This is a genomic window from Pseudomonas sp. GW821-FHT05H12 (assembly GCF_059419385.1).
The window spans coordinates 89,293-114,543 of record NZ_JBWKRS010000019.1; the positions used below are offsets into that span (position 1 = coordinate 89,293).

Annotated in this window: 19 protein-coding genes; 5 read left to right on the forward strand and 14 right to left on the reverse strand. The window is 60.2% G+C overall.

Annotated elements, in window-relative coordinates:
• The first annotated feature begins 99 nt into the window (after positions 1-99).
• From rbfA to AC07SU_RS18180, 5 genes are all read left to right on the forward strand, one after another.
• Positions 100-495, forward strand: coding sequence for a 30S ribosome-binding factor RbfA (gene rbfA, locus AC07SU_RS18160; protein WP_016973761.1), 396 nt, complete (start codon positions 100-102; stop codon positions 493-495).
• 3 nt (positions 496-498) lie between these two features.
• Entirely contained in the window at positions 499-1,416 is a 918-nt protein-coding gene (gene truB, locus AC07SU_RS18165; protein WP_176998421.1) for a tRNA pseudouridine(55) synthase TruB, read from the forward strand.
• Between the two features lie 114 nt (positions 1,417-1,530).
• Positions 1,531-1,800: a 30S ribosomal protein S15 gene (gene rpsO / locus AC07SU_RS18170; protein ID WP_003177875.1), complete on the forward strand. Its 270-nt coding sequence runs from the start codon at positions 1,531-1,533 to the stop codon at positions 1,798-1,800.
• Between the two features lie 196 nt (positions 1,801-1,996).
• Positions 1,997-4,102 carry a polyribonucleotide nucleotidyltransferase gene (gene pnp / locus AC07SU_RS18175; protein WP_016973759.1) on the forward strand — a complete coding sequence of 702 codons (2,106 nt, stop codon included), beginning with the start codon at positions 1,997-1,999 and terminating at the stop codon, positions 4,100-4,102.
• A 294-nt stretch (positions 4,103-4,396) separates the two neighbouring features.
• Positions 4,397-5,017, forward strand: coding sequence for a BON domain-containing protein (locus AC07SU_RS18180; RefSeq protein WP_176998420.1), 621 nt, complete (start codon positions 4,397-4,399; stop codon positions 5,015-5,017).
• A 294-nt stretch (positions 5,018-5,311) separates the two neighbouring features.
• Here AC07SU_RS18180 and AC07SU_RS18185 read toward each other — a convergent pair whose 3' ends face one another.
• The 14 genes from AC07SU_RS18185 to dksA all read right to left on the reverse strand — a co-directional run bounded on the left by AC07SU_RS18185 (position 5,312) and on the right by dksA (position 24,935).
• Positions 5,312-8,227 (reverse strand): DUF748 domain-containing protein, encoded by a 2,916-nt coding sequence (locus AC07SU_RS18185; RefSeq protein ID WP_494997789.1) that lies wholly within the window; start codon positions 8,225-8,227, stop codon positions 5,312-5,314.
• An 87-nt stretch (positions 8,228-8,314) separates the two neighbouring features.
• Positions 8,315-9,331, reverse strand: a complete 1,017-nt coding sequence (locus AC07SU_RS18190) for a class I SAM-dependent rRNA methyltransferase (protein WP_494997790.1) — start codon at positions 9,329-9,331, stop codon at positions 8,315-8,317.
• Positions 9,332-9,387: 56 nt separating this feature from the next.
• On the reverse strand, positions 9,388-10,257 hold the full coding sequence (locus AC07SU_RS18195; protein ID WP_494997791.1) for an oxygenase MpaB family protein: 870 nt from the start codon (positions 10,255-10,257) through the stop codon (positions 9,388-9,390).
• A gap of 16 nt (positions 10,258-10,273) precedes the next feature.
• On the reverse strand, positions 10,274-12,211 hold the full coding sequence (gene acs, locus AC07SU_RS18200; protein WP_494997792.1) for an acetate--CoA ligase: 1,938 nt from the start codon (positions 12,209-12,211) through the stop codon (positions 10,274-10,276).
• Between the two features lie 178 nt (positions 12,212-12,389).
• On the reverse strand, positions 12,390-14,054 hold the full coding sequence (gene pgi / locus AC07SU_RS18205) for a glucose-6-phosphate isomerase (RefSeq protein WP_176998415.1): 1,665 nt from the start codon (positions 14,052-14,054) through the stop codon (positions 12,390-12,392).
• Between the two features lie 241 nt (positions 14,055-14,295).
• Positions 14,296-15,147 (reverse strand): pantoate--beta-alanine ligase, encoded by an 852-nt coding sequence (gene panC / locus AC07SU_RS18210; protein ID WP_494997793.1) that lies wholly within the window; start codon positions 15,145-15,147, stop codon positions 14,296-14,298.
• Positions 15,144-15,944, reverse strand: a complete 801-nt coding sequence (panB, locus tag AC07SU_RS18215; RefSeq protein WP_176998413.1) for a 3-methyl-2-oxobutanoate hydroxymethyltransferase — start codon at positions 15,942-15,944, stop codon at positions 15,144-15,146. The genes panC and panB overlap by 4 nt, the downstream gene beginning before the upstream one ends.
• Before the next feature lie 365 nt (positions 15,945-16,309).
• Positions 16,310-16,795, reverse strand: coding sequence for a 2-amino-4-hydroxy-6-hydroxymethyldihydropteridine diphosphokinase (folK, locus tag AC07SU_RS18220; RefSeq protein WP_494997794.1), 486 nt, complete (start codon positions 16,793-16,795; stop codon positions 16,310-16,312).
• A gap of 2 nt (positions 16,796-16,797) precedes the next feature.
• Positions 16,798-18,192 (reverse strand): polynucleotide adenylyltransferase PcnB, encoded by a 1,395-nt coding sequence (locus AC07SU_RS18225; protein WP_494997795.1) that lies wholly within the window; start codon positions 18,190-18,192, stop codon positions 16,798-16,800.
• Between the two features lie 697 nt (positions 18,193-18,889).
• Complete coding sequence (locus AC07SU_RS18230; protein ID WP_494997796.1) at positions 18,890-20,320, reverse strand: sigma-54-dependent transcriptional regulator; 1,431 nt, start codon at positions 20,318-20,320, stop codon at positions 18,890-18,892.
• 22 nt (positions 20,321-20,342) lie between these two features.
• Positions 20,343-23,297: a sensor histidine kinase gene (locus AC07SU_RS18235; protein WP_176998409.1), complete on the reverse strand. Its 2,955-nt coding sequence runs from the start codon at positions 23,295-23,297 to the stop codon at positions 20,343-20,345.
• Complete coding sequence (locus AC07SU_RS18240) at positions 23,281-23,457, reverse strand: hypothetical protein (protein WP_003176118.1); 177 nt, start codon at positions 23,455-23,457, stop codon at positions 23,281-23,283. The genes AC07SU_RS18235 and AC07SU_RS18240 overlap by 17 nt, the downstream gene beginning before the upstream one ends.
• A 62-nt stretch (positions 23,458-23,519) precedes the next feature.
• Positions 23,520-24,407, reverse strand: coding sequence for a tRNA glutamyl-Q(34) synthetase GluQRS (gene gluQRS / locus AC07SU_RS18245; protein ID WP_494997797.1), 888 nt, complete (start codon positions 24,405-24,407; stop codon positions 23,520-23,522).
• A gap of 84 nt (positions 24,408-24,491) precedes the next feature.
• On the reverse strand, positions 24,492-24,935 hold the full coding sequence (gene dksA / locus AC07SU_RS18250) for an RNA polymerase-binding protein DksA (RefSeq protein ID WP_065910298.1): 444 nt from the start codon (positions 24,933-24,935) through the stop codon (positions 24,492-24,494).
• Positions 24,936-25,251 lie beyond the last annotated feature (316 nt).

Genomic DNA, 25,251 nt, shown 5'->3' on the forward strand with positions numbered 1-25,251 from the left:
ACTCTAAACGCAACGCCCGGTCTGGCTTTTGTCAGGCCGGGCGTTTGCCGCTTTCAGACCTCACGGGTTTCACCGTGTGGCAGTAACAGGTAACAAGACATGGCAAAAGAATACAGCCGTACCCAGCGTATCGGCGATCAGATGCAGCGTGAGCTGGCCCAACTGATCCGTCGCGAAGTCAAAGACCCCCGTGTTGGCCTGGTCACCATTACCGCCGTTGAAGTGAGCCGTGACGTGGGTCACGCCAAGATCTTCATCACCGTGATGGGCCAGGACAGCAGCGAAGAAATCGCGCAAAGCATCAAGGTGCTCAACTCCGCCGCAGGTTTCCTGCGTATGCAGTTGGCCCGCGAAATGAAGCTGCGCAGTGTTCCCCAGTTGCACTTCCACTACGACGAAAGCGTCGTGCGTGGCGCGCACCTGTCGGCACTGATCGAGCGCGCCGTGGCTGAAGACAGCCAGCACCCGTCCACACCTGAAGACGCCAAGGAGTAAGCGGTGGCTCAGGTCAAACGTATCCGTCGCAACGTCAGCGGCATCATTCTGCTCGACAAGCCCATTGGCTTCACCTCCAATGCCGCGTTGCAGAAGGTTCGCTGGCTGCTCAATGCCGAAAAGGCCGGGCACACCGGCAGCCTCGACCCGCTGGCCACCGGCGTGTTGCCGTTGTGCTTTGGCGAGGCCACCAAGTTCTCGCAATACCTGCTCGATTCCGACAAGGGTTACGAAACCCTGATGCAACTGGGCAAGACCACCACCACGGCCGATGCCGAGGGTGATGTGCTGCAGGTTCGCGACGTGACCGTTGGTCGCTCTGATATCGAGGCTGCGTTACCCGGTTTTCGTGGGCAAATCAGTCAGATACCGCCGATGTACTCGGCTCTCAAGCGTGATGGGCAACCCCTTTACAAGCTGGCACGTGCGGGCGAAGTAGTGGAGCGCGAAGCGCGTTCTGTTACTATTGCGCGCTTGGAATTGCTCGCCTGTGAAGGTGACACCGCGCGCCTGGCCGTGGACTGCAGCAAAGGCACCTATATCCGTACCCTGGTGGAAGATATTGGTGAACATCTTGGTTGCGGTGCGTACGTTGCAGAGCTGCGACGCACACAGGCTGGCCCTTTCACCCTGGCCCAGACGGTCACGCTGGAAGAGTTGGAAGCGGTACACGCCGAAGGCGGCAACGAAGCGGTTGATCGCTTCCTGATGCCATCGGACAGCGGTTTGCTGGATTGGCCATTGCTGCACTTCTCGGAGCACAGCGCGTTCTACTGGCTCAACGGCCAGCCGGTACGTGCCCCGGATGCTCCGAAGTTCGGCATGGTGCGGGTACAGGATCATAACGGTCGCTTCATCGGTATCGGTGAAGTGAGTGAAGACGGGCGCATCGCGCCACGTCGACTGATTCGGTCAGAATGACCGAACGAGTGTGGCTGTTAACAGGCACGGTCAACACTCATTTTTAGATACAGGGATTTGTCCCTGGCCTGTTGAAACTGCCCTTTGGGTGGTTTCCTGAAAAAGGATTGCCTCATGGCTCTCGACGTTCAAGAAAAAGCACAAATCGTTGCTGACTATCAGCAAGCTGTTGGTGACACTGGTTCGCCAGAAGTGCAAGTTGCACTGCTGACCCACAACATCAACAAGCTGCAAGGTCACTTCAAGGCCAACGGTAAAGATCACCACTCCCGTCGTGGTCTGATCCGCATGGTAAACCAGCGCCGTAAGCTGCTGGACTACCTGAAAGGCAAGGATCTGGGTCGTTATCAGACTCTGATCGGTCGCCTGGGTCTGCGTCGCTAATAAGCGATTGCGCTAGAGGTTGGTTGTCTGCCGTGTGTCAGTGGGATTCCCGCTGGCTCATGGTAGGCTCCCAGCCTCAAGTTTTATCTGGATACACGTTTTACCCCTGGACCTGGTTCGGGCCGATTCCCGACATTGCCCAAGAATTTCGCAAGAAGACAAGTTCCCCCAAGAGCCACAAAGAAGGTAGGACACCGTGAACCCGGTTATCAAAAAATTCCAGTTCGGTCAGTCGACCGTTACCCTCGAGACAGGCCGTATCGCCCGTCAAGCCTCCGGCGCAGTGCTGGTTACCGTTGACGACGACGTTACCGTTCTGGTGACCGTGGTTGGTGCCAAGACCGCTGACCCGAGCAAAGGCTTCTTCCCTCTGTCCGTTCACTACCAGGAAAAGACTTACGCTGCCGGTAAGATCCCTGGCGGTTTCTTCAAGCGCGAAGGCCGTCCTTCCGAGAAAGAAACCCTGACTTCCCGACTGATCGACCGTCCGATCCGTCCGCTGTTCCCAGAAGGCTTCATGAACGAAGTGCAGGTTGTCTGCACCGTCGTTTCCACCAGTAAGAAGACCGATCCGGACATCGCTGCGATGATCGGTACCTCGGCTGCCCTGGCTATCTCCGGCATTCCTTTCGATGGCCCGATCGGCGCTGCCCGCGTTGCGTTCCACGAAAGCACCGGCTACCTGCTGAACCCGACTTACGAGCAACTGAAAGCTTCGAGCCTGGACATGGTCGTTGCCGGTACCTCGGAAGCCGTATTGATGGTTGAATCGGAAGCCAAAGAGCTGACCGAAGACCAGATGCTGGGCGCCGTACTGTTCGCCCACGACGAGTTCCAGGCTGTCATCAAGGCTGTCACCGAGCTGGCTGCCGAAGCGGCCAAGCCAACCTGGACCTGGGCGCCACAAGCTGAAGCCACTGAACTGCTGGGCGCTATCCGCTCCGAGTTCGGCGCTGCCATCTCCGATGCCTACACCATCACCGTCAAGGCCGACCGTTATGCGCGCCTGGGCGAGCTGAAGGATCAGGTTGTGGCCAAACTGTCCGGTGAGGAAGGCCAGCCTTCCTCCAGCGACGTCAAAGCGGCTTTCGGCGAGATCGAATACCGCACCGTTCGCGAAAACATCGTAAACGGCAAGCCACGTATCGACGGCCGCGACACCCGCACCGTACGTCCGCTGAACATCGAAGTCGGCGTTCTGCCGAAGACTCACGGTTCGGCGCTGTTCACCCGTGGTGAAACCCAGGCCCTGGTAGTCGCGACCCTGGGTACTGCCCGTGACGCGCAGCTGCTGGACACCCTGGAAGGCGAGAAAAAAGACCCGTTCATGCTGCACTACAACTTCCCTCCGTTCTCGGTGGGCGAGTGTGGTCGCATGGGTGGCGCTGGTCGTCGCGAAATCGGCCACGGCCGTCTGGCGCGCCGTTCGGTACAGGCCATGCTGCCTGCTGCTGACGTGTTCCCTTACACCATCCGTGTTGTGTCGGAAATCACCGAGTCCAACGGTTCCAGCTCCATGGCTTCCGTTTGCGGTGCTTCCCTGGCGCTGATGGACGCTGGTGTGCCGATGAAGGCGCCGGTTGCCGGTATCGCCATGGGCCTGGTTAAAGAAGGCGAGAAGTTCGCCATCCTGACCGACATCCTGGGCGACGAAGACCACCTGGGCGACATGGACTTCAAAGTAGCTGGTACCGCCAAGGGTGTGACCGCGCTGCAGATGGACATCAAGATCAAAGGCATCACCGAAGAAATCATGGAAATCGCCCTGGGCCAAGCCCTGGAAGCGCGCCTGAACATCCTCGGCCAGATGAACCAGATCATTGGTCAGTCCCGTACCGAACTGTCGGAAAATGCTCCGACCATGATCGCGATGAAAATCGACACCGACAAAATCCGTGATGTCATCGGTAAAGGCGGCGCGACCATCCGTGCTATCTGCGAAGAAACCAAGGCTTCGATCGACATCGAGGACGACGGTTCGATCAAGATCTTCGGCGAAACCAAGGAAGCGGCTGAGGCAGCACGCCAGCGCGTCCTGGGCATCACCGCTGAAGCCGAGATCGGCAAGATCTACGTCGGCAAGGTTGAGCGCATCGTCGACTTCGGCGCATTCGTGAACATCCTGCCGGGCAAAGACGGTCTGGTTCACATCTCCATGCTGAGCGACGCTCGCGTTGAGAAAGTGACCGACATTCTGAAAGAAGGCCAGGAAGTGGAAGTGCTGGTACTGGACGTGGACAACCGCGGCCGTATCAAGCTGTCCATCAAGGACGTAGCAGCAGCCAAGGCTTCGGGCGTTTAATCACCCCAGGCTTTACGCTGAAAAAAAGGACCCTTCGGGGTCCTTTTTTATGGGCGCGGGAAAGTGAAGGGAAATCAGCCATTTACCCCGAGCCAAAAGCCGCAACTTGCATGCAGGCACGATGGGCTTCATGCAAGTTGCACGATTTCGAAAATCGCACATTTTTATAAGTCATTGTTTTATAAGGACTTAATTATCAGTCACGACTTGGCACACTGCCTGCAATATCCCTGTTAACGCTGCAGCATCAAGGTTCATGTGCTGCGGACTTTTAATAAAACAGGAGTTACTCGTATGAAGAAGTTCGCTCTCGCTACTGCTACCGCTCTGACTCTGGCCATGGGTGCTAACGTAGCCTTTGCTCAGACTTCCCAAGCCCCTATGACTTTGGCGGCGGGTGAAGCGACCAAGGCCAAAGAAAGCGTTTCGGATACTTGGATCACTACCAAAGTTAAATCCGATCTGCTGACCGAGAAAGGCATTCCTGGCTCGGACATCAAGGTTGAAACCAACAAAGGCGTGGTTTCCCTGTCGTCCACAGTCGCTATCTCTGATTCGCAAAAAGCCACTGCTGTAGCGATCACCAAGAAAATCAAAGGTGTCACCGCCGTTTCCGCTGATGGCCTGTTGGCTGGCGGCGCGACCAAGGCTGACGGCATCGACAAGACCAAAGGCGCGGCTGCCAGCGCTAAAGAGTCGACCTCTGATACCTGGATAACCACCAAAGTGAAAGCTGATCTGGTAACCGAGAAAGGCATTCCTGGCACCGACATCAAAGTCGAAACCAACAAAGGTGTTGTTTCCCTGTCTTCGGCCGTAGCGGTCACTGAAGCCCAGAAAACCACCGCGGTGAACATCACCAAGAAAATCAAAGGCGTTAAGGCTGTATCGGCCGATGGCCTGAAAGCAGAGTAAATACTGAAGGATTCGTCTTGAACTAGACGGCGGCGGCTAAGGGTGAGTTAGATATCCACCCGATGCACCTCTTGAGTTCATGCGACCGACCACAGGGATGTGGTCATTACAGGCCCCGGCACTCGTGTCGGGGCCTGTTCTATTTTAGGCTGGAGAAAAACCTGACCACAACAGAGATCCAATGTGGGAGCGGGCTTGCCCGCGAAGGCGTCGTGTCAGCTAACCGATGGGTCGACTGATTCACCGCATTCGCGGGCAAGCCCGCTCCCACAGTTGGATGAGGTGCTTAGGAGGTTACTCAGCATCCAGATGCATCGGGGTCACCACTCGACCATCTTTCTCCGCCTGCCCCAGGTTCGCATCAATGAAGTACACCCGTTCATCTTCAAGCTGCCCCTTGTCCACCAAGTAGTCCTTGATCGTGCTGGCGCGGTCCTGGCCCAGCTGACGCAGCAAGACGTCACTGGTGCTCCAGAACTTGATCACGCCCTCACGCAGCTTCGCAGAGCGGTCGTCGTTGCTCAGGTCTTTCCACTCCGCTGGCGGTTGTTGCTTCAGGCGTGTGCGATAAATGCCTTCCAGCAGCGGCGCTTTCTCTTTCTCCGGTACGACCAACAGCGAGGCCTGCGCCGGGACCTTGTCGCCACGGCGTTGCAGGATCTTGTAGTAGTTGTATTGGTATTCACGCTCCAGGCGCTGTGCGGCCAGGAATGGGCCGTCGCTGCTGGCGGCTGCAGTGCCTTCGATTTCCAGGCGTAGGGCTGGACGTTCTTTCAATGCTTTGGCCAGGCTGTTCAAGGCGCCTTCGGCATCCTTGCTCAAATCGCTGGAACCCGCGGCGAAGGACACGTTGCCCAAATCCTCAGCACCGCCGCCTGAGATCAGCCCACCAATGAACTTGAACGGCGCCGTCGCCGCACGTACCACCAAGTTGCGCAGGGTCTGCCACACAATCGGCATCACGCTGAATTGCGGGTTGTTCAAGTCGCCGGTCACCGGCAGCTCGATGGAGATTTTGCCATCGCTGTCCTTGAGCAAGGCAATTGCCAGGCGGATCGGCAGGTCCACGGCGTCCGCACTGTCGACTTTTTCACCCAGCTGCAATTGCTCGACCACCACTTTGTTTTCGGCTTTCAGCTGGCCCTTGGTGATTACATAGTGCAGGTCGAGGTTCAGCCGGCCTTTGCGGATACGGAAGCCAGCGAACTTGCCGGAGTAGGGGGTCAGAGTCGTCAGTTCGACACGCTTGAAGCTGGTGGCGATATCCAGCGCCGCCATCGGGTCGAAAGGGTTCACGCTGCCCTTGATGGTCACAGGTGCATAGCGGTCCACCTTGCCGTTGATATTGACGCTGGCGGGCTTGGCCTGGCGACTGTCAATGGTGCCGATTTGGCCGTTGAGCTGTTGGATCGCCGTGGCGAAGTTGGGTGTCAGGCTGAAGTCGGCAAAGTTGGCCGACCCGTCATTGATCGCAATTTGCCCGATACGAATGCCCAACGGCTTTTCCTTGCTGGCGGGCTTGGATGTTTTGTCGGCGGGTTGCGGGATCAACAGGTCATCAACGTTGGTGGTGCGGTCATCGTTGATCATGAAGCGCACATACGGTTGCAGCAGGTTGACCTTGTCGATCGACAGGCTGTCGCCATGCTGGTAGTTCACGCCCTCCAGTACCAGGCGCTGCCATTTGACGAAGTCGCGGGTCTTGAGGGTATCCAGGGTATGCAGTTGATCGACCTGCGCCCGGCCGGTGACCTGCAGTTTCAGCGGGTCCGCGCTTTTGAGGTTCACGTCCAGGTTGCTGCCCAACATGCCGCTGCGCAGTTCCAGGCGAATGAACGGGCTGATGTAGGACTGGGCGACCCGCAGGTCGATGTCCTGGGTGTTCACTTTAAGCTTGGCGCTGATCGGGTTGAGGTTCACTTCGCCGGTCGCGAGGATCTTGCCTTGCTTGCCCAGCCCCGTGTCGACCTTCAAGGTGAAGGGGCTCTGGTTGAGGCTGTCGAAGTTCTGTACATCGACATTCAGCGGGCCCAGTTCCAGCGCGACGGCAGGTTTGACCTGGCGGTCGGCCAGGTGCACCTGATAATTGCGCAGTTGCACGTCCTTGAGCAGCACCTGCCAGGGTTTGCTCGGCGCGGCAGGTTCAGGTTTGGGCGAGTCAGCGGTGGCCGGTGCGGTGGCGGGTTCCGCCTTGGCCGGTTTACTCGGTTGACTGGCAAACAGCTTCTGCCAGTCCAGTTGCCCATCGGCTTCGCGGGCGGCCCAGGTTTCGAGCTTGTTACTGCGAATCTTGCCAACCACTACTTGCTGCTTGGCCAGGTCCACCGTGGTTTCGCTGACGTCCAGGCGCTCCAGACGTGCCAGCGGGCGGCCATCGGGGGCCTTGATCGCAAACGGCGCGATGCTCGCAGCGGTGTTGGTCAGGTTGAGTTCGGTCTCTTTGGCCAGGCTGAATTTATAGTCGGTGCTGAAATTCAACACACCGTCTTCAAGTACCAATGGCAAGGCATCGCGTACGTACGGCCACCAAGCTTTCATCTTGCCGTCGGTGACTTTCAGGGTGCCCTCGGAGGTGATCGGCACCAGGCTGAAATTGCCTTTCCAGTCGATTTGCCCGCCTTCGGGGCCTGCGGCCACCAACGTCATGTCGGCGTTGTCTTCAGGCAGGGTGCTGAGGTTTTTCAGCTCGAAGTCGAGTTTGTCGTAGAGAAATTCGATCGGCTCGCTGGGGCGCAGATCCTGGAAATGCACATAGCCGCTCGCCAGCTTGATGCGTTCGATGCGCAGCGGGAACGGTTTGGCGTTGGGATCGGCCGGGGTCGGCTCGCTCGGCGGCAGCTTGAACAGTTGCGCCAGGTTCAGTTGCCCGGACTTGTCGAACAGCAGCTCGGTCTTGGGCTTGTCCAGCTCGACGTCCGCCAGGTGCAAGGCGCGGGTCCAGAGGCTGTCGATCTGCAGGTTGGCGTAAAGGCGCTCGAAGCCGACTTGTTCCTTGCCGGGTTCACCGATTTGCAGGCCCCACACGGTCAGCTCCAGGCTGAACGGGTTGAGCTCGATACGCTCGATGCGCGCCGGCACCGTGGCGTAATGGGCCAACTGTTGGTTGGCGATGCGAAGCGCAATGCCGGGCAAAATCAAAAAGCCCAGCAAGCTGTACAGAGCCAGAGCAGTCAACAAGGCGCCGATGGCGCGAATCAATCCTTTGGGCATGGGTGACGCCATCTGTGTCGAACGAGAGTGCCTTGGAGTATGGCACGGGTTTTCGGTTCCGAAGAACAGGCTCCGTTGGGATAAGTCTTACAGTTGCAGGATCAGGGTTTTCAACGGAGGCTGCTGGTCCCGGGACGGGAAGTCAGCCCCAGGCGTCATGACGGTCCACTCGCGGACCGGGCGACCGGCTTTTTCGGCGCAGCGCAGCACCTGTTCGCGCCAGTCATCCATGCTGACTTTAGCCAGATTGTTGCAGCAGATCAGCACGCCGTTGTCGGCGGTGGCCAACAGTGCCGGCTTGAGCAGGCTTTGGTAGTCGCGCAACAAATCGACGGTGCCGAAAGCGCTCTTGGCCCATGCCGGAGGGTCGAGCAACACCAGGTCATATTGACGCTGTTCGAGGCGTGGGTAGCTCGGCAGCTTCTGGCCGCGCCGCTGGGTGATCGGCAGCCCAGCCAGTTGGCGAATCGCCGGGAAGTAATCGGACTGCACGAACTCCATGGTCGGCAGTTGCGGGTTTAACAGGCCGTTTTCGCGCCCGACCGCCAGGTTGCCCTCGGCAAAGTCCAGGTTGCACACCTCTCGCGCACCTCCGGCTGCCGCGCTCAAGCCCACGCCACAGGTGTAGGCGAACAGGTTCAGCACGCTCTTGCCGGCGCTGTGCGCCTTGACCCAACCGCGCGTGTTGCGCAAATCGAGGAACAGCAGCGGGTCTTGCCCGGCATGACGACCGCGCACACGGTAGTTCAGGCCCCACTCCTGACCAACCAGGTCCACCAGTGCCGCAGGTTCGGCGCGGTACACCGTGTCTTCACGGTCGATCCGCGAATTGCCACGGGAGCGGTCGTTGTAGACCAGCAATAATTCCAGGCCCATGTACTGGTTGATCAGTTGATGCAGGTCCAGCAGGTCGGCGGTTTCCAGCGACTGGTGGAAGCTTTGCACCAGCAGTTGCGGACCATAGCGGTCGATGGTCAGGCCACCGGCGCCCTCCTGGCTGCCATGGAACAGCCGGTAGCAGTCGGTGCCTTGGGCGTGCAGCTCGTTGATCAGGTCTTGGCGATAGTCGAGGGCGGCGCGCAGCGCCTGATTCAGGGGAGACATGGAGCGCGCCTTGCTGGGAAAAGAGGGCGCGAAGTTTAACAGTTATGCGGCGTTGCCTACATCAACCCCATCCGCCGATGGGCGCGTTGCACCGAACCATTGCGCATGGCCCAGCGCAGCAATGGTGCACTGCGTCTTACCCCGGCGCGGATCATCTGGCGCTGCAACGGGCTTTGGTGCTGTTCGAGCATCGCACTGGCCCACTCCGGCAGCAGATCGATCCCGGCCTGCATCATCAAGCTGCCAAAGGGCTTGGCCAGGGTGCTGGGGGCGGGCGCATTGACCAGCAGGCGCAACACTTCGCGACTGCGTTCGTCGCACAACAGTTGAGGGCGGATACGCTCCAGATAATCCGAAACGTCCTGCCGTGAACGGGGAACATGCCGCGCGCCCAGGCGTTCAGCCACCAAGGCGATTTCGCTGTAGTAGCGGTCCTGATCCCGCCCCGAGAGATGAGGGTTGCGATAGCGCAGGTGCGCCGCCAGAAAATTGCTGACTTCCGCCACGTGCACCCAGGTCAGCAACTCTGGGTCGCTGGCCGCGTAAGGCCGCCCGTCCGGCGCGTGGCCGACCACTTGCAGGTGAATGGTGCGTACTTTCTCGATCAGCCATTCGGCGTCTTGGCGTGAGCCGAAGGTGGTGCCGGAGATGAACTGCGAGGTGCGCCGCAAACGCCCGAGCATGTCCTGGCGGAAATTCGAATGGTCCCACACACCCGCCAGGGCCAGTGGGTGCAAGGCTTGCAACATCAAGGCGCTGATGCCGCCGATCAACATGCTGCTGAAGTCGCCATGCACTTGCCAGCTCACCGAGTCGGGCCCGAACAGGCCAGGATCGCCCTTGGGGTTTTCCAGGTCCAGTTGGCCCAGTGACAAGCCGGTGAGGCTCATCAACTGGGTTTCGATACGGCTGCGGATAAATTCCATGGCGACTCAAGGGTTCCTATCGGTTCAGGCGTTTGTCGATCAGGCCGTCCACCACGCTCGGGTCGGCCAGGGTCGAGGTGTCGCCCAGGCTGTCGAGTTCGTTGCAGGCGATCTTGCGCAAGATACGCCGCATGATCTTGCCGGAGCGGGTTTTTGGCAGGGCTGGCGCCCATTGGATCAGTTCCGGCTTGGCAAAGCTGCCGATTTCCTTGCTGACCAGTTCCAGCAGGTGTTTTTTCAGTGTGTCGCTGGGTTCTACGCCATTCATGGGGGTGACGAAGGCATAGATGCCCTGGCCCTTGACGTCGTGGGGGTAACCCACCACTGCGGCTTCGGCGACCTGGTCGTGCAGCACCAGCGCGCTCTCTACTTCGGCGGTGCCGATACGGTGGCCGGACACGTTGATCACATCATCGATGCGCCCGGTGATCCAGTAGTCGCCATCCTCATCGCGGCGAGCGCCATCGCCGGTGAAGTAGTAGCCGGGGTAGGGTTTGAAGTAGGTGTCGATCATGCGCTGCGGATCGCCATAGACACTGCGGATCTGCCCGGGCCAACTGGCCTTGATCGCCAATACGCCGCTGCCGGCGCCGTGCAGCACCTTGCCGTGTTCATCCAACAGCACCGGCTGCACGCCGAACATCGGCTGGGTGGCGCAACCGGGCTTGATGCGCTGTGCGCTGACCAAGGGGCTGAGCATGATGCCGCCCGTTTCGGTCTGCCACCAGGTGTCGACGATGGGGCAGCGCTGCTCGCCCACGGCATTGAAATACCAGTCCCAGGCTTCCGGGTTGATCGGTTCGCCGACGCTGCCCAGCAGCCGCAGGCTCGCCCGGGAGGTGTTTTCCAGCGGGCCGTGGCCCTCACGCATCAAGGCGCGCAAGGCGGTGGGCGCGGTGTAGAAGATATTCACCTGGTGTTTATCGATCACTTGCCAGAAGCGCGAGCTGTCCGGGTAGCTGGGCACCCCTTCGAACATCAGTGAGGTGGCGCCATTGGCCAGCGGGCCGTACACGATGTAGCTGTGGCCGGTGACCCAGCCCACGTCGGCAGTACACCAGAACACTTCGCCGTCGCGGTAGTCGAGCACGTACTTGAAGGTCATCGCCGCCTGCAGCAGATAGCCACCGGTGGTGTGCAGCACGCCCTTGGGTTTGCCGGTGCTGCCGGAGGTGTAGAGGATGAACAGCGGGTCTTCGGCGTCCATTGGCTCGGGCGGGCAGTCGTCGCTGGCGGCCTCCAGGGCGAACTGATAGTTGAGGTCGCGGCCTTCGCTCCAGTTAATGGTTGCTCCGGTGCGTTCCACCACCAGCACCGTGCTCACATTCGGGCAACTGGCCAGTGCCTTGTCAACGTTCTGTTTCAGCGCCACCGGCTTGCCACCGCGTACGCCTTCGTCAGCGGTGATCACGGTGCGACAGTCGGCGTCGAGAATGCGGTCGCGCAGCGCGTCGGGCGAGAACCCGCCAAACACGACGGAGTGCACGGCACCAATACGCGTACAGGCCAGCATCGCGTAGGCTGCTTCCGGGATCATTGGCATGTAGATGCACACGCGGTCGCCTTTCTTCACGCCACGGCTTTTCAGCACATTGGCCAGGCGGCATACGTTTTGGTGCAGTTGGCGGTAGGTGATTGTGGATGATGTTGTCGGGTCATCGCCTTCCCAGATGAAGGCCGGTTGATCGGCACGTTGTGCCAGGTGACGGTCGATGCAGTTGTAGCTGACGTTCAGCTGAGCACCGGCAAACCATTGCGCTGCGCCGGTCTTGATGTCTGAGATTTGAACGGTGTGCCAGGGTTTGATCCAGTCAAGGAAGCCCTTGGCCTGTTCGGCCCAGAAGGTGTCGGGCTGTTCGATGGACTGGCGATAGAGACGCTTGTAGTCCTCTTGGCTGAGCTGCGCAGCTCGGCGGACGGCATCGGCGGTGGGAAATGAGCTGATATCGAACATGAGCGGTCCTTATTCTTGTTTTAGGGACAAGAGGGGAGCGCCCTGTGTGTAGGAGCCGGCTTGTCGAATCGTCGCACCGCGGCGATGGCGATCTTTCGGACGCCATCGCCGGCAAGCCGGCTCCTACACAGGAAGGTGTGCTCCCGCCATTTCAGACCATCAGTGTAGTGCCGATCCCTTAGCCGCGGTGACGACCACGGAAGTAGTTGATCAGGCCCTGGGTCGAAGCGTCCTCGGCCGAGGTTTCTTCGGCGCCGGTCAGGCGGTTGTACACGCCTTTGCCCAGCTCTTTACCCAGCTCCACACCCCATTGGTCGAAGGCGTTGATGCCCCAGATCACGCTCTGCACAAACACTTTGTGTTCATACATGGCGACCAGCGCGCCCAAGCGGCGCGGGCTGATGCGCTCAACCACCAGGGTGTTGCTCGGACGGTTGCCCGGGATCACCTTGTGCGGGGCCAGCTTCTGAACTTCGGCTTCCGGGATGCCCTTGTCGCGCAGCTCGGCTTCGGCTTCGGCGCGGGTCTTGCCGAGCATCAGCGCCTGGCTCTGGGACAGGCAGTTGGCGTACAGCCACTGGTGGTGGTCAGAGACCGGGTTGAAGCTGACGATCGGCACGATGAAGTCGGCCGGGATCAGTTGGGTCCCTTGGTGCAGCAACTGGTGGTACGCGTGCTGACCGTTGCAGCCGACGCCGCCCCAGATCACCGGGCCGGTATCGGTGGACACGGGCGTGCCGTCCTGGCGCACGCTTTTGCCGTTGGATTCCATGTCCAGCTGTTGCAGGTGCTTGGTGATGTTACGCAGGTAGTGGTCGTACGGCAGGATCGCGTGGCTCTGCGCGCCCCAGAAGTTGCCGTACCACACGCCCAGCAGGCCCAGCAGCACGGGCATGTTCTGTTCGAACGGCGCGTTCTGGAAATGCTGGTCCATGGTGTAGGCACCGGACAGCAACTCCTTGAAGTTGGACATGCCGATGGCCAGCGCGATAGGCAAGCCGATGGCCGACCACAGCGAGTAACGGCCGCCAACCCAGTCCCACATCGGGAAGATGTTCTCCTCGCGGATACCGAAGGCCACGGCCGCGGCGTTGTTGCTCGATACGGCGATGAAGTGGCGGTACAGCTCGGCTTCCGAGCCCCCCTGGGCCAGGTACCAGGCACGGGCGGCCTGGGCGTTCTTCAGGGTTTCCAGGGTGTTGAAGGATTTCGACGAAACGATGAACAGCGTGGTCTCGGCGCGCAGCTTCATGGTCAGCTCGTGGAACTCGCTGCCGTCGATGTTCGCCAGGTAATGGCAGCGCACGCCTTTGTGGGCGTAGGACAACAGCGCTTCGGACACCAGCTCCGGGCCGAGGAACGAACCACCGATGCCGATGTTCACCACGTCGGTGATCGGCTTCTCGGTGTAGCCACGCCACAGGCCGTCGTGGATACGGCCGACCAAGTCAGTGATCTGGTTCAGCACCTTGTGCACGTCCGGCATGATGTTCACGCCGTTGACCGACAGCTTGTCGCCCACTGGGCGGCGCAAGGCGGTGTGCAGGGCAGGGCGGCCCTCGGAAGAGTTGACCGGCTCGCCTGCATACAGCGAGTTAATCGCATCTTTAAGACCGACTTCCTTGGCCAAACCCACCAGCAAGTCGCGGGTTTCGCTGGTGATCAGGTTTTTCGAGTAATCGAGGAAAAGTCCGCAGCTGCTCAAGGTGAACTGGGAGAAACGCTGAGGATCGGCATTGAACGCTTCGCGCATGCTGAAATCCTGCATGGCTTGGCGATGTTGATTGAGCGCTTGCCAGGCGGGCAGAGCGGTAACGTCATGAGGAGTGCGGTAGTACGCCATCGCTGCGGGTTTCCTTTTATTACGGGGACTGCCTTTAGGACACTTCAAAGTCCGGAACGTCCTGCTTTGTTCAAGCGGCCGACCCCGGACAGCGCTAACCAAGAGCGCAGGGCGATTACATTAAACCTAGCGTGTGAATATGTCTTGGCTTTGTCTGCGCTGTAGCCGGTACTTTTTTATACCGGCACAGCGGACAGGGCAACAGACGTGCTGTTTTTGAGGTGGGAAAAGGCGGGGAGTGTCAGGCCAGGTTCAGGTGCAGGTTGTCGATCAAGCGCGTGGCGCCCAGGTAGGCGGCCACCAGGATCACGATGTCGCGGTCCTCGGCCGTGGCGGGCCGCAGGTGCGCGCCTTGGCGAACTTCGAGGTAGTCGATGCGCAAGCCGGCGGCTTCGATCTGCTGGACCTGCTCGGCGCGCAGCTTGGCGAAATCATGCTCACCGGCTTTGATCGCCTCGGCAATCTGGCTGAGGCTGCGGTACAGCACCGGGGCAATGGCTCGTTGCTCGTCGGTGAGGTAACCATTGCGCGACGACAGCGCAAGGCCGTCGTCGGCGCGCACGGTGGGCTCGCCGATGATCTGGATAGGCATGTTCAGGTCGTGGACCATGGCGCGGATCACGGCCAGTTGCTGGTAGTCCTTCTGGCCAAACACGGCCATGTCCGGCTGGACCATGTTGAACAGCTTGCTTACCACCGTGGCCACGCCCTCGAAGTGCCCGGGGCGGCTGGCGCCGCACAGGCCTTCGGAGAGTTGCGGCACACTGACGCGCGTCTGGCCGGTCATGCCGCCCGGGTACATTTCTTCGACGGTGGGTGCGAACAGCAGGTTGCAGCCGGCTTGCAGCAGCTTTTCCTGGTCGGCCGCCAAGGTGCGCGGGTACTTGTCCAGGTCTTCGCCGGCGCCGAACTGCAGCGGGTTGACGAAGATGCTCGCCACCACGAAGTCCGCCTGTTGCGCGGCTTTGGTGACCAGAGTGGCGTGGCCGCTGTGCAGGTTGCCCATGGTGGGCACAAAGCCAATGCGTTTGCCGGCGCTGCGGGCGTGGGCCACGGCAGCCCGCAGTTCACGTACGGTTTTTACGGTGTTCATGCAGAGAATCCGTGTTCGACGCCAGGGAAGGTAACGGCTTTGACTTCAGCGACGTAGGCGCTCAAGGCGGCATGGATGCTGTCCTGGCCGGCCATGAAGTTCTTCACGAACTTGGGCACGCGGCCGCTGATCGACAGGCCGAGCATGTCATGCACCACCAGCACTTGGCCGTCGGTGGCCGAACCCGCGCCAATGCCGATGACCGGTACTTTGACGGCCTGGGTGATTTCGGCGGCGAGTTCGCTGGGCACGCACTCCAGCAGGATCATTGCGGCGCCGGCTTGTTCCAGGGCAATCGCGTCGGCACGCATCTGGCGTGCCTGAGCCTCATTACGGCCTTGAACCTTGTAGCCGCCGAGTATGTTCACCGACTGCGGCGTCAGGCCCATATGTGCACACACCGGCACGCCACGTTCCGCCAGCAGACGGATGGACTCGGCGAGCCACACGGCGCCTTCCACTTTGATCATGTGCGCACCGGCTTGCATCAGCTTGCCGGCGTTCTGGAAGGTCTGTTCGAGTGTTGCGTAACCCATGAACGGCAGGTCAGCAATGATGAACGCACCGTCGTTGCCGCGTTTGACGCTGGCAGTGTGGTAAGCGAGGTCATCGGTCGTCACAGGCAGGGTGCTGTCATTCCCTTGAAGAACCATGCCCAGGGAGTCACCCACCAGCAACACCTCCACACCCGCCTGGCAACTGGCGTGGGCGAAGGTGGCGTCGTAGCAGGTCAGCATGGTGATTTTTTCACCTTTGAGCTTGAGGCTCTGCAAGGTGGTCAGGGTAATGTCTGGCATGAAAAGGGTCCTCGTTCAGGCGCTTGGAAACAGCGAGTAACGCGCGTGAGTCTTCGTTTATACAGGCGCACTGTCTTGAGAGCAGTGCTTATAAGGCCTGGATTGCGCCCTTGAGCGCCGTGTTGACGGCAGCGGGACGCCTATAGTCGTGATGGGGACACGGGAAGTCAATTGGATGTGTTACCGCATTGTTACGACGGCGGTGTTACCGCTGTTACTGACGCGATTCAGCAACTTCAGCGGCGTTTTCAGGCTACATGGGATCAAAATGTGGGAGCTGGCTTGCCTGCGATGCAGGCGCCTCGGTCTTTCAGTGAGGCCGAGGTGATGCTATCGCAGGCAAGCCAGCTCCCACATTGACCGAGTCAGTCTTGGGGCAGGCGTTCCAGGCCGACGAATGGGCACGCGGCCAACAGATCGCTGAGCCGCTGACCGTTGGGTAATTGCAACGCGGCCGGTGCCAGCTCAGCCAGCGGATACAGCACAAACGCCCGCAGGTGCATCTGGTAGTGCGGCACCTTCAGGCGCGGTTCGTCGATCAGGCGATCGCCAAACAGCAGGATGTCCAGGTCCAGGGTGCGCGGGCCCCAACGTTCAAGGCGCTCACGGCCCTGATCGTTCTCGATAGCCTGCAAGGCATCGAGCAGTTCCAGCGGCGCGAGGCTGCTGTCCAGGGCGGCCACCGCGTTGGTGTAGCGCGGTTGGCCCGGGAGCAGGGAGTCACTTTGGTAGAAGGCCGACACGCCAGCGACGGATGTGCCGGGCAATTGCGCCAGTGCTTCGATGGCGCTGCGCAATTGCTGGTCCGGGGCAGCCAGGTTGCTGCCCATGCCGATGTAGATGTGCTCCACGTTTATTCGCCCGAAGCGTCAGCCGCACTGCGTTTACGCTTGGTGCCACTGCGACGACGCTTTTTCGGGCCTGCGCCTTCACCGTCACCCTTGCTGCCGAGGTCACGGATCATGTCGCGGCGCTCGCTGTCGTTGGCGTCCTGGTAGTCGGTCCACCAGTCGCCCAGGCCGTCGGTCTGCTCGCCAGCGCTTTCACGCAGCAGCAGGAAGTCGTAGCCCGCACGGAAGCGCGGGTTTTCCAGCAGCAGGTCGGCGCGTTTGCCGCTGCGGCGTGGCAGGCGTTCCTGCATGTCCCAGATCTCGCGGATCGGCATCGTGAAACGCTTCGGAATAGCGATGCGTTGGCACTGCTCGGCGATCAGCTCGTGCGCAGCTTCCTGCATGGCCGGAATCGGCGGCATGCCACGGTCTTGCAGGCGCAACACGCGTTTTGGCAGGGCCGGCCACAACAGGGCGGCAAACAGAAACGCCGGGGTGACCGGTTTGTTCTGCTTGATGCGCAGGTCGGTGTTGATCAGGGCTTCGCTGATCAGGGTGTGGGTGTACGTCGGGTTGTACTCCAGTGCTTCGGCGCTGGCCGGGAACAGTGGGTCGAACAACTGCAAATCCACCAGCATTTCGAAGGTGTCGGCGGCGTATCCCGAGAGGAACAGCTTGAGCACTTCTTCAAACAGGCGTGCCGAAGGAATCTCGCGCAGCATCGGCGCCAGGTCGCGAATCGGCGCGGCGGTGTGCTTCTCGATGCCGAAGTTCAGCTTGGCGGCAAACCGCACTGCCCGCAGCATGCGCACCGGGTCTTCCTGGTAGCGCTGGACCGGGTCGCCGATCAGACGGATCAGGTTGTTGCGGATGTCGTGTACGCCATTGGCGTAATCGAGAATGCGCTCGCTGACCGGGTCGTAATACAAGGCGTTGATGGTGAAGTCGCGGCGCTGCGCATCTTCTTCCAGGGTGCCATAGACGTTGTCACGCAGGATGCGGCCGCTTTCGTTGCGCGAAGACTGGTTGGTGTCTTCTTCTTCATCGCTTTGCGGATGACCGGCGCGGAAGGTGGCGACCTCAATGATTTCGCGACCAAAGTGGATGTGCACCAGCTTGAAGCGACGACCGATGATTCGCGCATTGCGGAATTCGGCACGCACTTGCTCGGGCGTGGCACTGGTGGCGACGTCGAAGTCCTTGGGCGTGATATTGAGCAGCATGTCGCGCACACAGCCACCGACCAGGTAAGCCTGGTAGCCGGCGTTCTGCAGGCGTTCGACGATGTTCACCGCATAACGGCTGAATTGAGCGCGTTGCAGCGAATGTTGGCTGCTGTTGAGCACTTCAGGCGTGCTGCGTTTGTGTTGCGTACGACGCAAGGGAGAACGGAATGACTGGAACAACTTCTTCAGCATGGGATGCACTGTTTGAAGGAATGTTCGGCCATAACGAAGAATGACCGCATGATGGGCGGGGATTCTAGCATTTAGTCGGGGGATGGTGTAGGAACAAGCTGCAGGCCTTGCGCCATAAGCCTTGGAAGGTCAAATCGCAGAAACTACAAGGGGAGCCGAAGCTCCCCCAGAAGTAGTTGCGTGCTCTATTTTTATTATTGATTTCGGGCTTCTTGTTTTTGTTGATCGCCCTCGCCATGAAGCTTCACCTTCATGGCACTCCCAATCGAGAGTCAAGAGCAAACGGATTGCTTTGGTCGCTGTGTTGCTGATCTACGATCCAACCAGTTCAGGCTCTGCCTTAGGGCAGTTTTTGTTGTTCTCGGCCTGGTTGCGGGGCAAGCCCCAAATGCAACGCCTCTCCAAAAGAATCAGTTAGCTGCGCCTCCGCCGTGTTGTTTTTGTTATGCGTGAGTCGATTCGTCTTATTTTTATTGTCTTGTACAAAGCTTGTTATTGTTTTTGTACTAAGCATATAGCAGGGTGCGTGCCAACTTTTGCACCGGCCAATGATTCCGGGGGTTTAAGGTGTTTTTTGGTTTTTGACAGGCCAAAAAAAGCCGGGGCTTCGTTACCGTAAGCCCCGGCTTTTGTTACGTGAAAAATCAGCGGTAACAGTTTTTTCACATCTGAGGGTGTTACCTGTGGGGGCGCGCCCTCAACTCTCGCTGGCCACCCCGGTCTTGCGCCGTGGAATACCCAGGCGCTGGCGGCGTTCCCACAGGCACTTACGGCTTACGCCCAGCTTGCGGGCCAGTTCAGTCTCGGTCATGTGGTCCTGATGCTCGAGAACGAAATGCTGGAAGTAGTCCTCCAGTGACAAATCTTCCGTCGGCTCATGGCTGGTATTGCTACCGCTGCCCTGTTGCGGGGCCAGGCCGATGAAATCGTCGTCTTCCAAGTCGCTCAGCTCGATGTCGATACCCAGCAGCTCGGCAGAGATTTCCGGGCTCTCCGACAGGATTACCGCACGCTCGACCGCGTTTTCCAGTTCCCGCACGTTACCCGGCCACGAGTAATGCCGGATGGCCTGTTCGGCGTCCGGGGCAAACTTGAGGTCGGTACGGTTGATGCGCGCGCTCTGGCGCAGCAGGAATGCATTGGCGATCTCGTTGACGTCAGCGCCGCGTTCACGCAGTGCCGGCAGCTTGAGGGCGATCACGTGCAGGCGGTAATACAAGTCTTCACGGAACTGGCCGATCTTGGCCAGGCTCTTGAGGTCACGGTGGGTCGCCGCGATCAGGCGCACATCGACCTTCTGCGATTGCACCGAGCCGACACGGCGAATCTCGCCTTCCTGCAACACGCGCAGCAAACGGGCCTGGGCTTCCAGGGGCAGCTCGCCGATTTCGTCGAGGAACAGCGTGCCGCCGTCCGCGGCTTCGACCAGGCCCGCACGCCCGGCGCTGGCGCCGGTGAACGCGCCTTTTTCGTGGCCGAACAATTCGGATTCGATCAGCGATTCAGGGATGGCTGCGCAGTTCACCGAGATCATCGGCGCCTTGGCGCGCTTGGACAGGTTGTGCAGGGCGCGAGCCACCAGCTCTTTACCGGTGCCTGACTCGCCCTGGATCAACACATTGGAGTCAGTAGGCGCGACCTTGCGGATCTTGCCGTACAGGTCCTGCATCGGCGGGCAGGAGCCGATGATGCCGATTTCGCCGTTGCTGTTATCCACCCCTGGCTTGTCGGCAGCCTTGCCGGAAGGACGCTGTTCGGCCGGTGCGCTGCTGGCCGACTGACGGTCACGCAGGATGCGGGCCACGGCCTGGAGCATTTCGTCATGGTCGAAAGGCTTGGCGATGTAGTCCACCGCGCCCATCTTCATGGAGTCCACCGCCGAGCGCAGGCTGGCGTAGCTGGTCATGATCAGCACCGGGGTGCCCTGGCCAAGCTTGATCAGCTCGGTGCCCGGAGCGCCCGGCAGGCGCAGGTCACTCACAATCAGGTCGAACGTGGGAATGCTGAACCGCTCCTGGGCTTCCTGCACCGAGCCGGCTTCGCTGACCTGGTACTGATTACGTTCAAGCAGGCGACGCAAGGCAGAGCGGATAATGGTTTCGTCTTCGACGATCAAAATGTGCGGCATTGATTCAATTCTCTCGACGGTCTCAGTTCACAGCGGACGTCGCTTCGACATGACGCGGCAAGGTCACCCGAATACGGGTGCCGCGTTGGCTTTCGGTGTCAGCCGGGCTGTCGATGGTGATTTGTCCATAATGCTCTTCAACGATGGAATAGACCAGTGCAAGGCCCAGACCGGTACCTTCACCGGGGTCCTTGGTGGTGAAGAAGGGTTCGAACAATCGGTCCATGATGTTCTGTGGAATGCCGCTGCCTTCGTCCTCGACGATCAGGTCGACCGTGTGCTCGAAAGCCTCGGTCTTGACCCTTACCGCGCCACCCGCCGGGGTTGCGTCGCGGGCGTTGGACAGCAGGTTGATCAGCACTTGGGCCAGGCGTTGTGAGTCGCCATCGACCCAATGGTCCGGATCACACAAGTTGAAGAACTGTACTTCGAAATTGCGCCGGTTCAAGGCCAGCAGCCCAATGGCATCCTGCGCCACTTCAGCCAGGCAGACGGCTTCGTCCTGATTCTGATGGGCGCCTGCGTGGGCAAAGCTCATGAGCGACTGCACGATGCGCGAAACACGCTTGGTTTGTTCGAGGATCTGCCCGCTGATTTCGGTGATTTCGCCGTCTTCTTCGCGCTCTTCCCGCAGGTTCTGCGCAAGGCAGGCGATACCGGTGATCGGATTGCCGATTTCATGGGCAACGCCTGCTGCCAGGCGGCCAATACTGGCCAGTCGCTCGGAGTGCACCAGCTTGTCTTCGAGCATCTGGGTTTCGGTCAAGTCTTCCACCAACAACACCAGGCCACTGTTACCCGGTGCCAGCGGCTCGTCGATCGCAGCCTTGTGCAGGTTGAGCCAACGGGTCTGGCCGTCGAGGGCCAGGTGCTGCTTGTGCAAGTGTTCGTCGGGCAGGTTGATGAAACCTTGCAGCAACTCCTTCCACGGTTCGCCCAGGGTATTCAGGCGCGAGCCCACGACGCGCTGGGCGGCGATACCGGTGAGTTCCTCCATGGCCTTGTTCCACATGAGGATCTCCTGGTCCTTGGCCAGGGAACACACGCCCATCGGCAGCTCTTGCAGCGTCTGACGGTGGTAGCGGCGCAGGGCATCGAGTTCGGCGGCCAGGCCGGTGAGGCGCGAGTGGTAGTCCTCAAGGCGGCTTTCGATGAAGTGGATATCTTCGGTGACGTAGTTTTCGCCGCCCGCCTTGTAGGGCAGGAAGGTTTCCACCATGTCCTGGGACACGCTCGGGCCCATCAGGCCCGAGAGATTGGCTTCGATACGGTCACGCAAACGACGCAGTGCATACGGGCGCCGCTCGTCGAACGGCAGGTACAGATCGCGCAGCGCTTGCTCGACTTCTTTTTGTGCGGCCTTGGCGCCAAGGGGCTTGGCCAGTTGCGTGGCGAACTCCTGGGGCGACGCCGCATGCAACTCGCGGCGTTGCGGCCGGCGCACGTTATCCACCGCACAGGCTTCGGCGGCGCTGGTTTCTTCCGGGCTGGCGTTGGTGAACAGCGAAATCAGGGTGAACATCAGGACGTTGGCGGCCAGCGAGGCGATGGCCGCCATGTGCCAGCTGGTGTCGTCCAGCACGTAAATCATGTTCAGCAGCGGAATGTAGAAACCCTGCAGGTTGCCGACCAACGGCAAGAGCATGGTGACGATCCACACCAGGATGCCCGCCAGCAGCCCGGCGATAAACCCACGACGGTTGGCCGTCGGCCAATACAGCACCGACAGCACCCCCGGCAGGAACTGCAAGGTGGCGACGAACGCGACGATGCCCAGATTGGCCAGGTCTTGCCCGGCGCCCAGCAGCAGGTAGAAGCCGTAGCCGGCCATGATGATCGCGACGATCAGCGCACGGCGTGTCCATTTCAGCCAGCGGTAGATATTGCCCTCGGCCGGCGGCTGGTACAGCGGCAGCACCAGGTGGTTGAGCGCCATGCCCGACAGCGCCAGGGTGGTGACGATGATCAACCCGCTGGCGGCGGAAAGCCCGCCAACGTAAGCCAGCAGCGCCAGGGCCGGGTTGTTGGCGGCAATGCCGATGCCGAGCGTGAAGTATTCGGGATTGGTGGTCGCGCCCAGCTTCAGGCCGGCCCACAGGATCAGCGGCACTGCCAGGCTCATCAGCAGCAGGAACAGCGGCAAGCCCCAACTGGCACTGACCAGCGAGCGCGGGTTGAGGTTTTCGGTAAAGGTCATGTGATACATGTGCGGCATCACGATCGCCGAGGCGAAGAACACCAGCAACAGCGTGCGCCACGGGCCTTCTTGCAGCGGCGTGTGCAAGGCGGCGAGAGCGGTCTGGTTCTGCAGCAGCCACAGTTCAAGCTGTTGCGGGCCGTCGAACACGCCGTAGAGCGCGTAGAGACCGACGCCGCCGATGGCGATCAACTTGATCACCGACTCGAAGGCGATCGCAAAGACCAGACCTTCGTGTTTCTCGCGAGTGGCGATATGGCGCGAGCCGAAGAAAATCGTGAACAGCGTGATCAGCGCACAGAAGGCCAGCGCCACGCGATGTTGCACAGGCTCGCGGGTCAGGATGCTGATGGAGTCCGCCACGGCCTGGATCTGCAGGGCCAGCAACGGCAGCACGCCGATCAGCATGAACACGGTAGTCAAGGCACCCGCCCACGTGCTGCGGAAGCGGAAGGCAAACAGGTCGGCCAGGGAGGAAAGCTGATAGGTGCGGGTGATTTTCAGGATTGGGTACAGCAGCACCGGCGCCAACAGGAACGCACCGGACACGCCAAGGTAGCTGGAGAGAAACCCATAGCCATATTGGTAGGCCAGGCCCACGGTGCCATAAAACGCCCAGGCGCTGGCGTAGACGCCCAGGGACAAGGTGTAGGTCAACGGATGGCGAATGATCGCCCGCGGAATCATTCCGCGCTCACTGATCCAGGCCACCCCGAACAACGCGGCCAGGTAGGCGGCGCTGATCAGCAGCATCTGGGTGAGACTAAAGCTCATCGGCATCTTTTTGGCTCTGCAGGATGAAGGTCACGACGATCAGGATCAGCCACAGCAGATAGGGGCGATACCAGGCGCCCGTGGCGTCGATCCACCAATCCATGATGGCGGGAGAAAACAGGTAGATCCCGACGACCAGCAGCAGGACCAATCGATAGATGTACATGTTGGCCTCTGTGTAAAAACGTGCGGCGATGGTAACGGATGCTTGGCAAGCTGCAAGCGCCTTCAGTTCAATTTCGCTTCGGCCAGCGTGAGTGTGCGCGGGATCTTGGTCGCGTCCCAGTGCGCAATCCCCCAATCCAGCAGCTCCCGTGGGCTGGCGTACAGCAACTCGGTGCTCGGTTGCTGGCCCAGGGCGCGCAGTGCTCTCAATAACAAAGGCGTGGCCTGGTCGGGCGTCAACGGCGGCGATCGGTAGGATTTTCCCAACTTGTTGCCGTCCGGCTGGGTGATCAACGGTACGTGCAGATAGCGCGGTTGGCGCAGGCCCAGCAACTCCTGCAGGTAGAGCTGGCGCGGTGTGGAATCCAGCAGGTCGGCGCCGCGCACGATATCGGTGACACCCTGCCAGGCATCGTCGAGCACCACGGCCAATTGGTAGGCATAAAGCCCGTCACGGCGGCGGATGATGAAGTCGCCGACATCGCGGCCCAAATGCTGTCGGAATTCGCCCTGCACACGGTCGGTAAAGTGATACGCAAGCTCAGGCACACGCAAACGAATGGCGGCGTCCTGCTGCTCGTGCCCGGCGTTGCGGCACAGCCCCGGGTAAATCCCGTTGTAGGCTTCCAGTTGCTTGCGTGAACAGGTGCAGGCGTAGGCCAGGCCATGGTTGAACAGGTCGTTCAGTACTTTGGCGTAGGCTTCATGCCGCTCGCTTTGTCGGACTAGTTCCCCGTCCCATTCGAAGCCATAGCTTTCCAGGGCGTGTAGGATCGCCGCCTGGGCGCCCGGTTCTTCGCGGGGTGGGTCGAGGTCCTCCATACGCATCAACCAGCGGCCATGGTTGGCGCGGGCATCAAGGTAGGAGGCGAGGGCGGCGACCAGGGAGCCAAAGTGCAAGTGGCCGCTGGGCGTGGGGGCAAATCGCCCGATATAGGTAGAGGCAGTCATGGGCCGGATACTACTGGAAAATCGGTAAACGCCAGAAACAAAAATGGGGCGTTTGCACGCCCCATTCGTTCAGCCCGGCAGGGATTACTTGCCGACCTGTTTTTCCTTGATTTCAGCCAAGGTCTTGCAGTCTACGCAGAGGTCCGCGGTAGGGCGGGCTTCCAGGCGACGGATACCGATCTCGACGCCGCAGGATTCGCACCAGCCGTATTCCTCGTCTTCGATCAGTTGCAGTGTCTTGTCGATTTTCTTGATCAGCTTGCGCTCGCGATCACGGGCGCGCAGTTCGAGGGCGAATTCCTCTTCCTGGCTGGCACGGTCTGCCGGGTCCGGAAAGTTGGCTGCTTCGTCCTTCATGTGGTCAACCGTGCGGTCGACTTCCTGCATCAAGTCCTGCTTCCACTTCTTCAGAATATTGGAGAAGTGCTTGCGCATGGGCTCGCTCATGTACTCCTCACCCTTTGCCTCGACATAGGGTGTGAAGCCGCTGAGGCCTGAGGATTGTTGTTGCTTTGCTTGGGTGGACATGAATAGACCGCCTCTCACTCTTCTAATCCATTGCGCAGGATTGCAACGTCACCGACACCTGCCGGCCCTGCGGCTGCAAGCGGGCGAACTTACCAGATAGATTCGGGGTGCGCCACTCCCGGTTGTCGAGGCCCATCACGCGGGGGTTGCAAACGGTAGCAGCCCGCCGTGGCTGGTTATGTATCGTCTCGAATGTTGATTTTAGTCGTTTTGCAAGCGCCTGCCCGGTTCATCCTGGACGACCGGGCAGGCAATAGAACATGTTTTACGGCGCGGGTTCGGTAGAATCCGGATTTTGTCCTCACCGTCTAAGGAA

Coding starts and splice junctions, on each gene's coding strand:
- rbfA (WP_016973761.1), top strand. CDS start 100: ATGGCAAAAGAATACAGCCGTACCCAGCGTATCGGCGATCAGATGCAG.
- rpsO (WP_003177875.1), top strand. CDS start 1,531: ATGGCTCTCGACGTTCAAGAAAAAGCACAAATCGTTGCTGACTATCAG.
- AC07SU_RS18180 (WP_176998420.1), top strand. CDS start 4,397: ATGAAGAAGTTCGCTCTCGCTACTGCTACCGCTCTGACTCTGGCCATG.
- AC07SU_RS18185 (WP_494997789.1), bottom strand. CDS start 8,227: ATGCCCAAAGGATTGATTCGCGCCATCGGCGCCTTGTTGACTGCTCTG.
- AC07SU_RS18190 (WP_494997790.1), bottom strand. CDS start 9,331: ATGTCTCCCCTGAATCAGGCGCTGCGCGCCGCCCTCGACTATCGCCAA.
- AC07SU_RS18195 (WP_494997791.1), bottom strand. CDS start 10,257: ATGGAATTTATCCGCAGCCGTATCGAAACCCAGTTGATGAGCCTCACC.
- acs (WP_494997792.1), bottom strand. CDS start 12,211: ATGTTCGATATCAGCTCATTTCCCACCGCCGATGCCGTCCGCCGAGCT.
- pgi (WP_176998415.1), bottom strand. CDS start 14,054: ATGGCGTACTACCGCACTCCTCATGACGTTACCGCTCTGCCCGCCTGG.
- panC (WP_494997793.1), bottom strand. CDS start 15,147: ATGAACACCGTAAAAACCGTACGTGAACTGCGGGCTGCCGTGGCCCAC.
- panB (WP_176998413.1), bottom strand. CDS start 15,944: ATGCCAGACATTACCCTGACCACCTTGCAGAGCCTCAAGCTCAAAGGT.
- AC07SU_RS18225 (WP_494997795.1), bottom strand. CDS start 18,192: ATGCTGAAGAAGTTGTTCCAGTCATTCCGTTCTCCCTTGCGTCGTACG.
- AC07SU_RS18230 (WP_494997796.1), bottom strand. CDS start 20,320: ATGCCGCACATTTTGATCGTCGAAGACGAAACCATTATCCGCTCTGCC.
- AC07SU_RS18235 (WP_176998409.1), bottom strand. CDS start 23,297: ATGCCGATGAGCTTTAGTCTCACCCAGATGCTGCTGATCAGCGCCGCC.
- AC07SU_RS18240 (WP_003176118.1), bottom strand. CDS start 23,457: ATGTACATCTATCGATTGGTCCTGCTGCTGGTCGTCGGGATCTACCTG.
- gluQRS (WP_494997797.1), bottom strand. CDS start 24,407: ATGACTGCCTCTACCTATATCGGGCGATTTGCCCCCACGCCCAGCGGC.
- dksA (WP_065910298.1), bottom strand. CDS start 24,935: ATGTCCACCCAAGCAAAGCAACAACAATCCTCAGGCCTCAGCGGCTTC.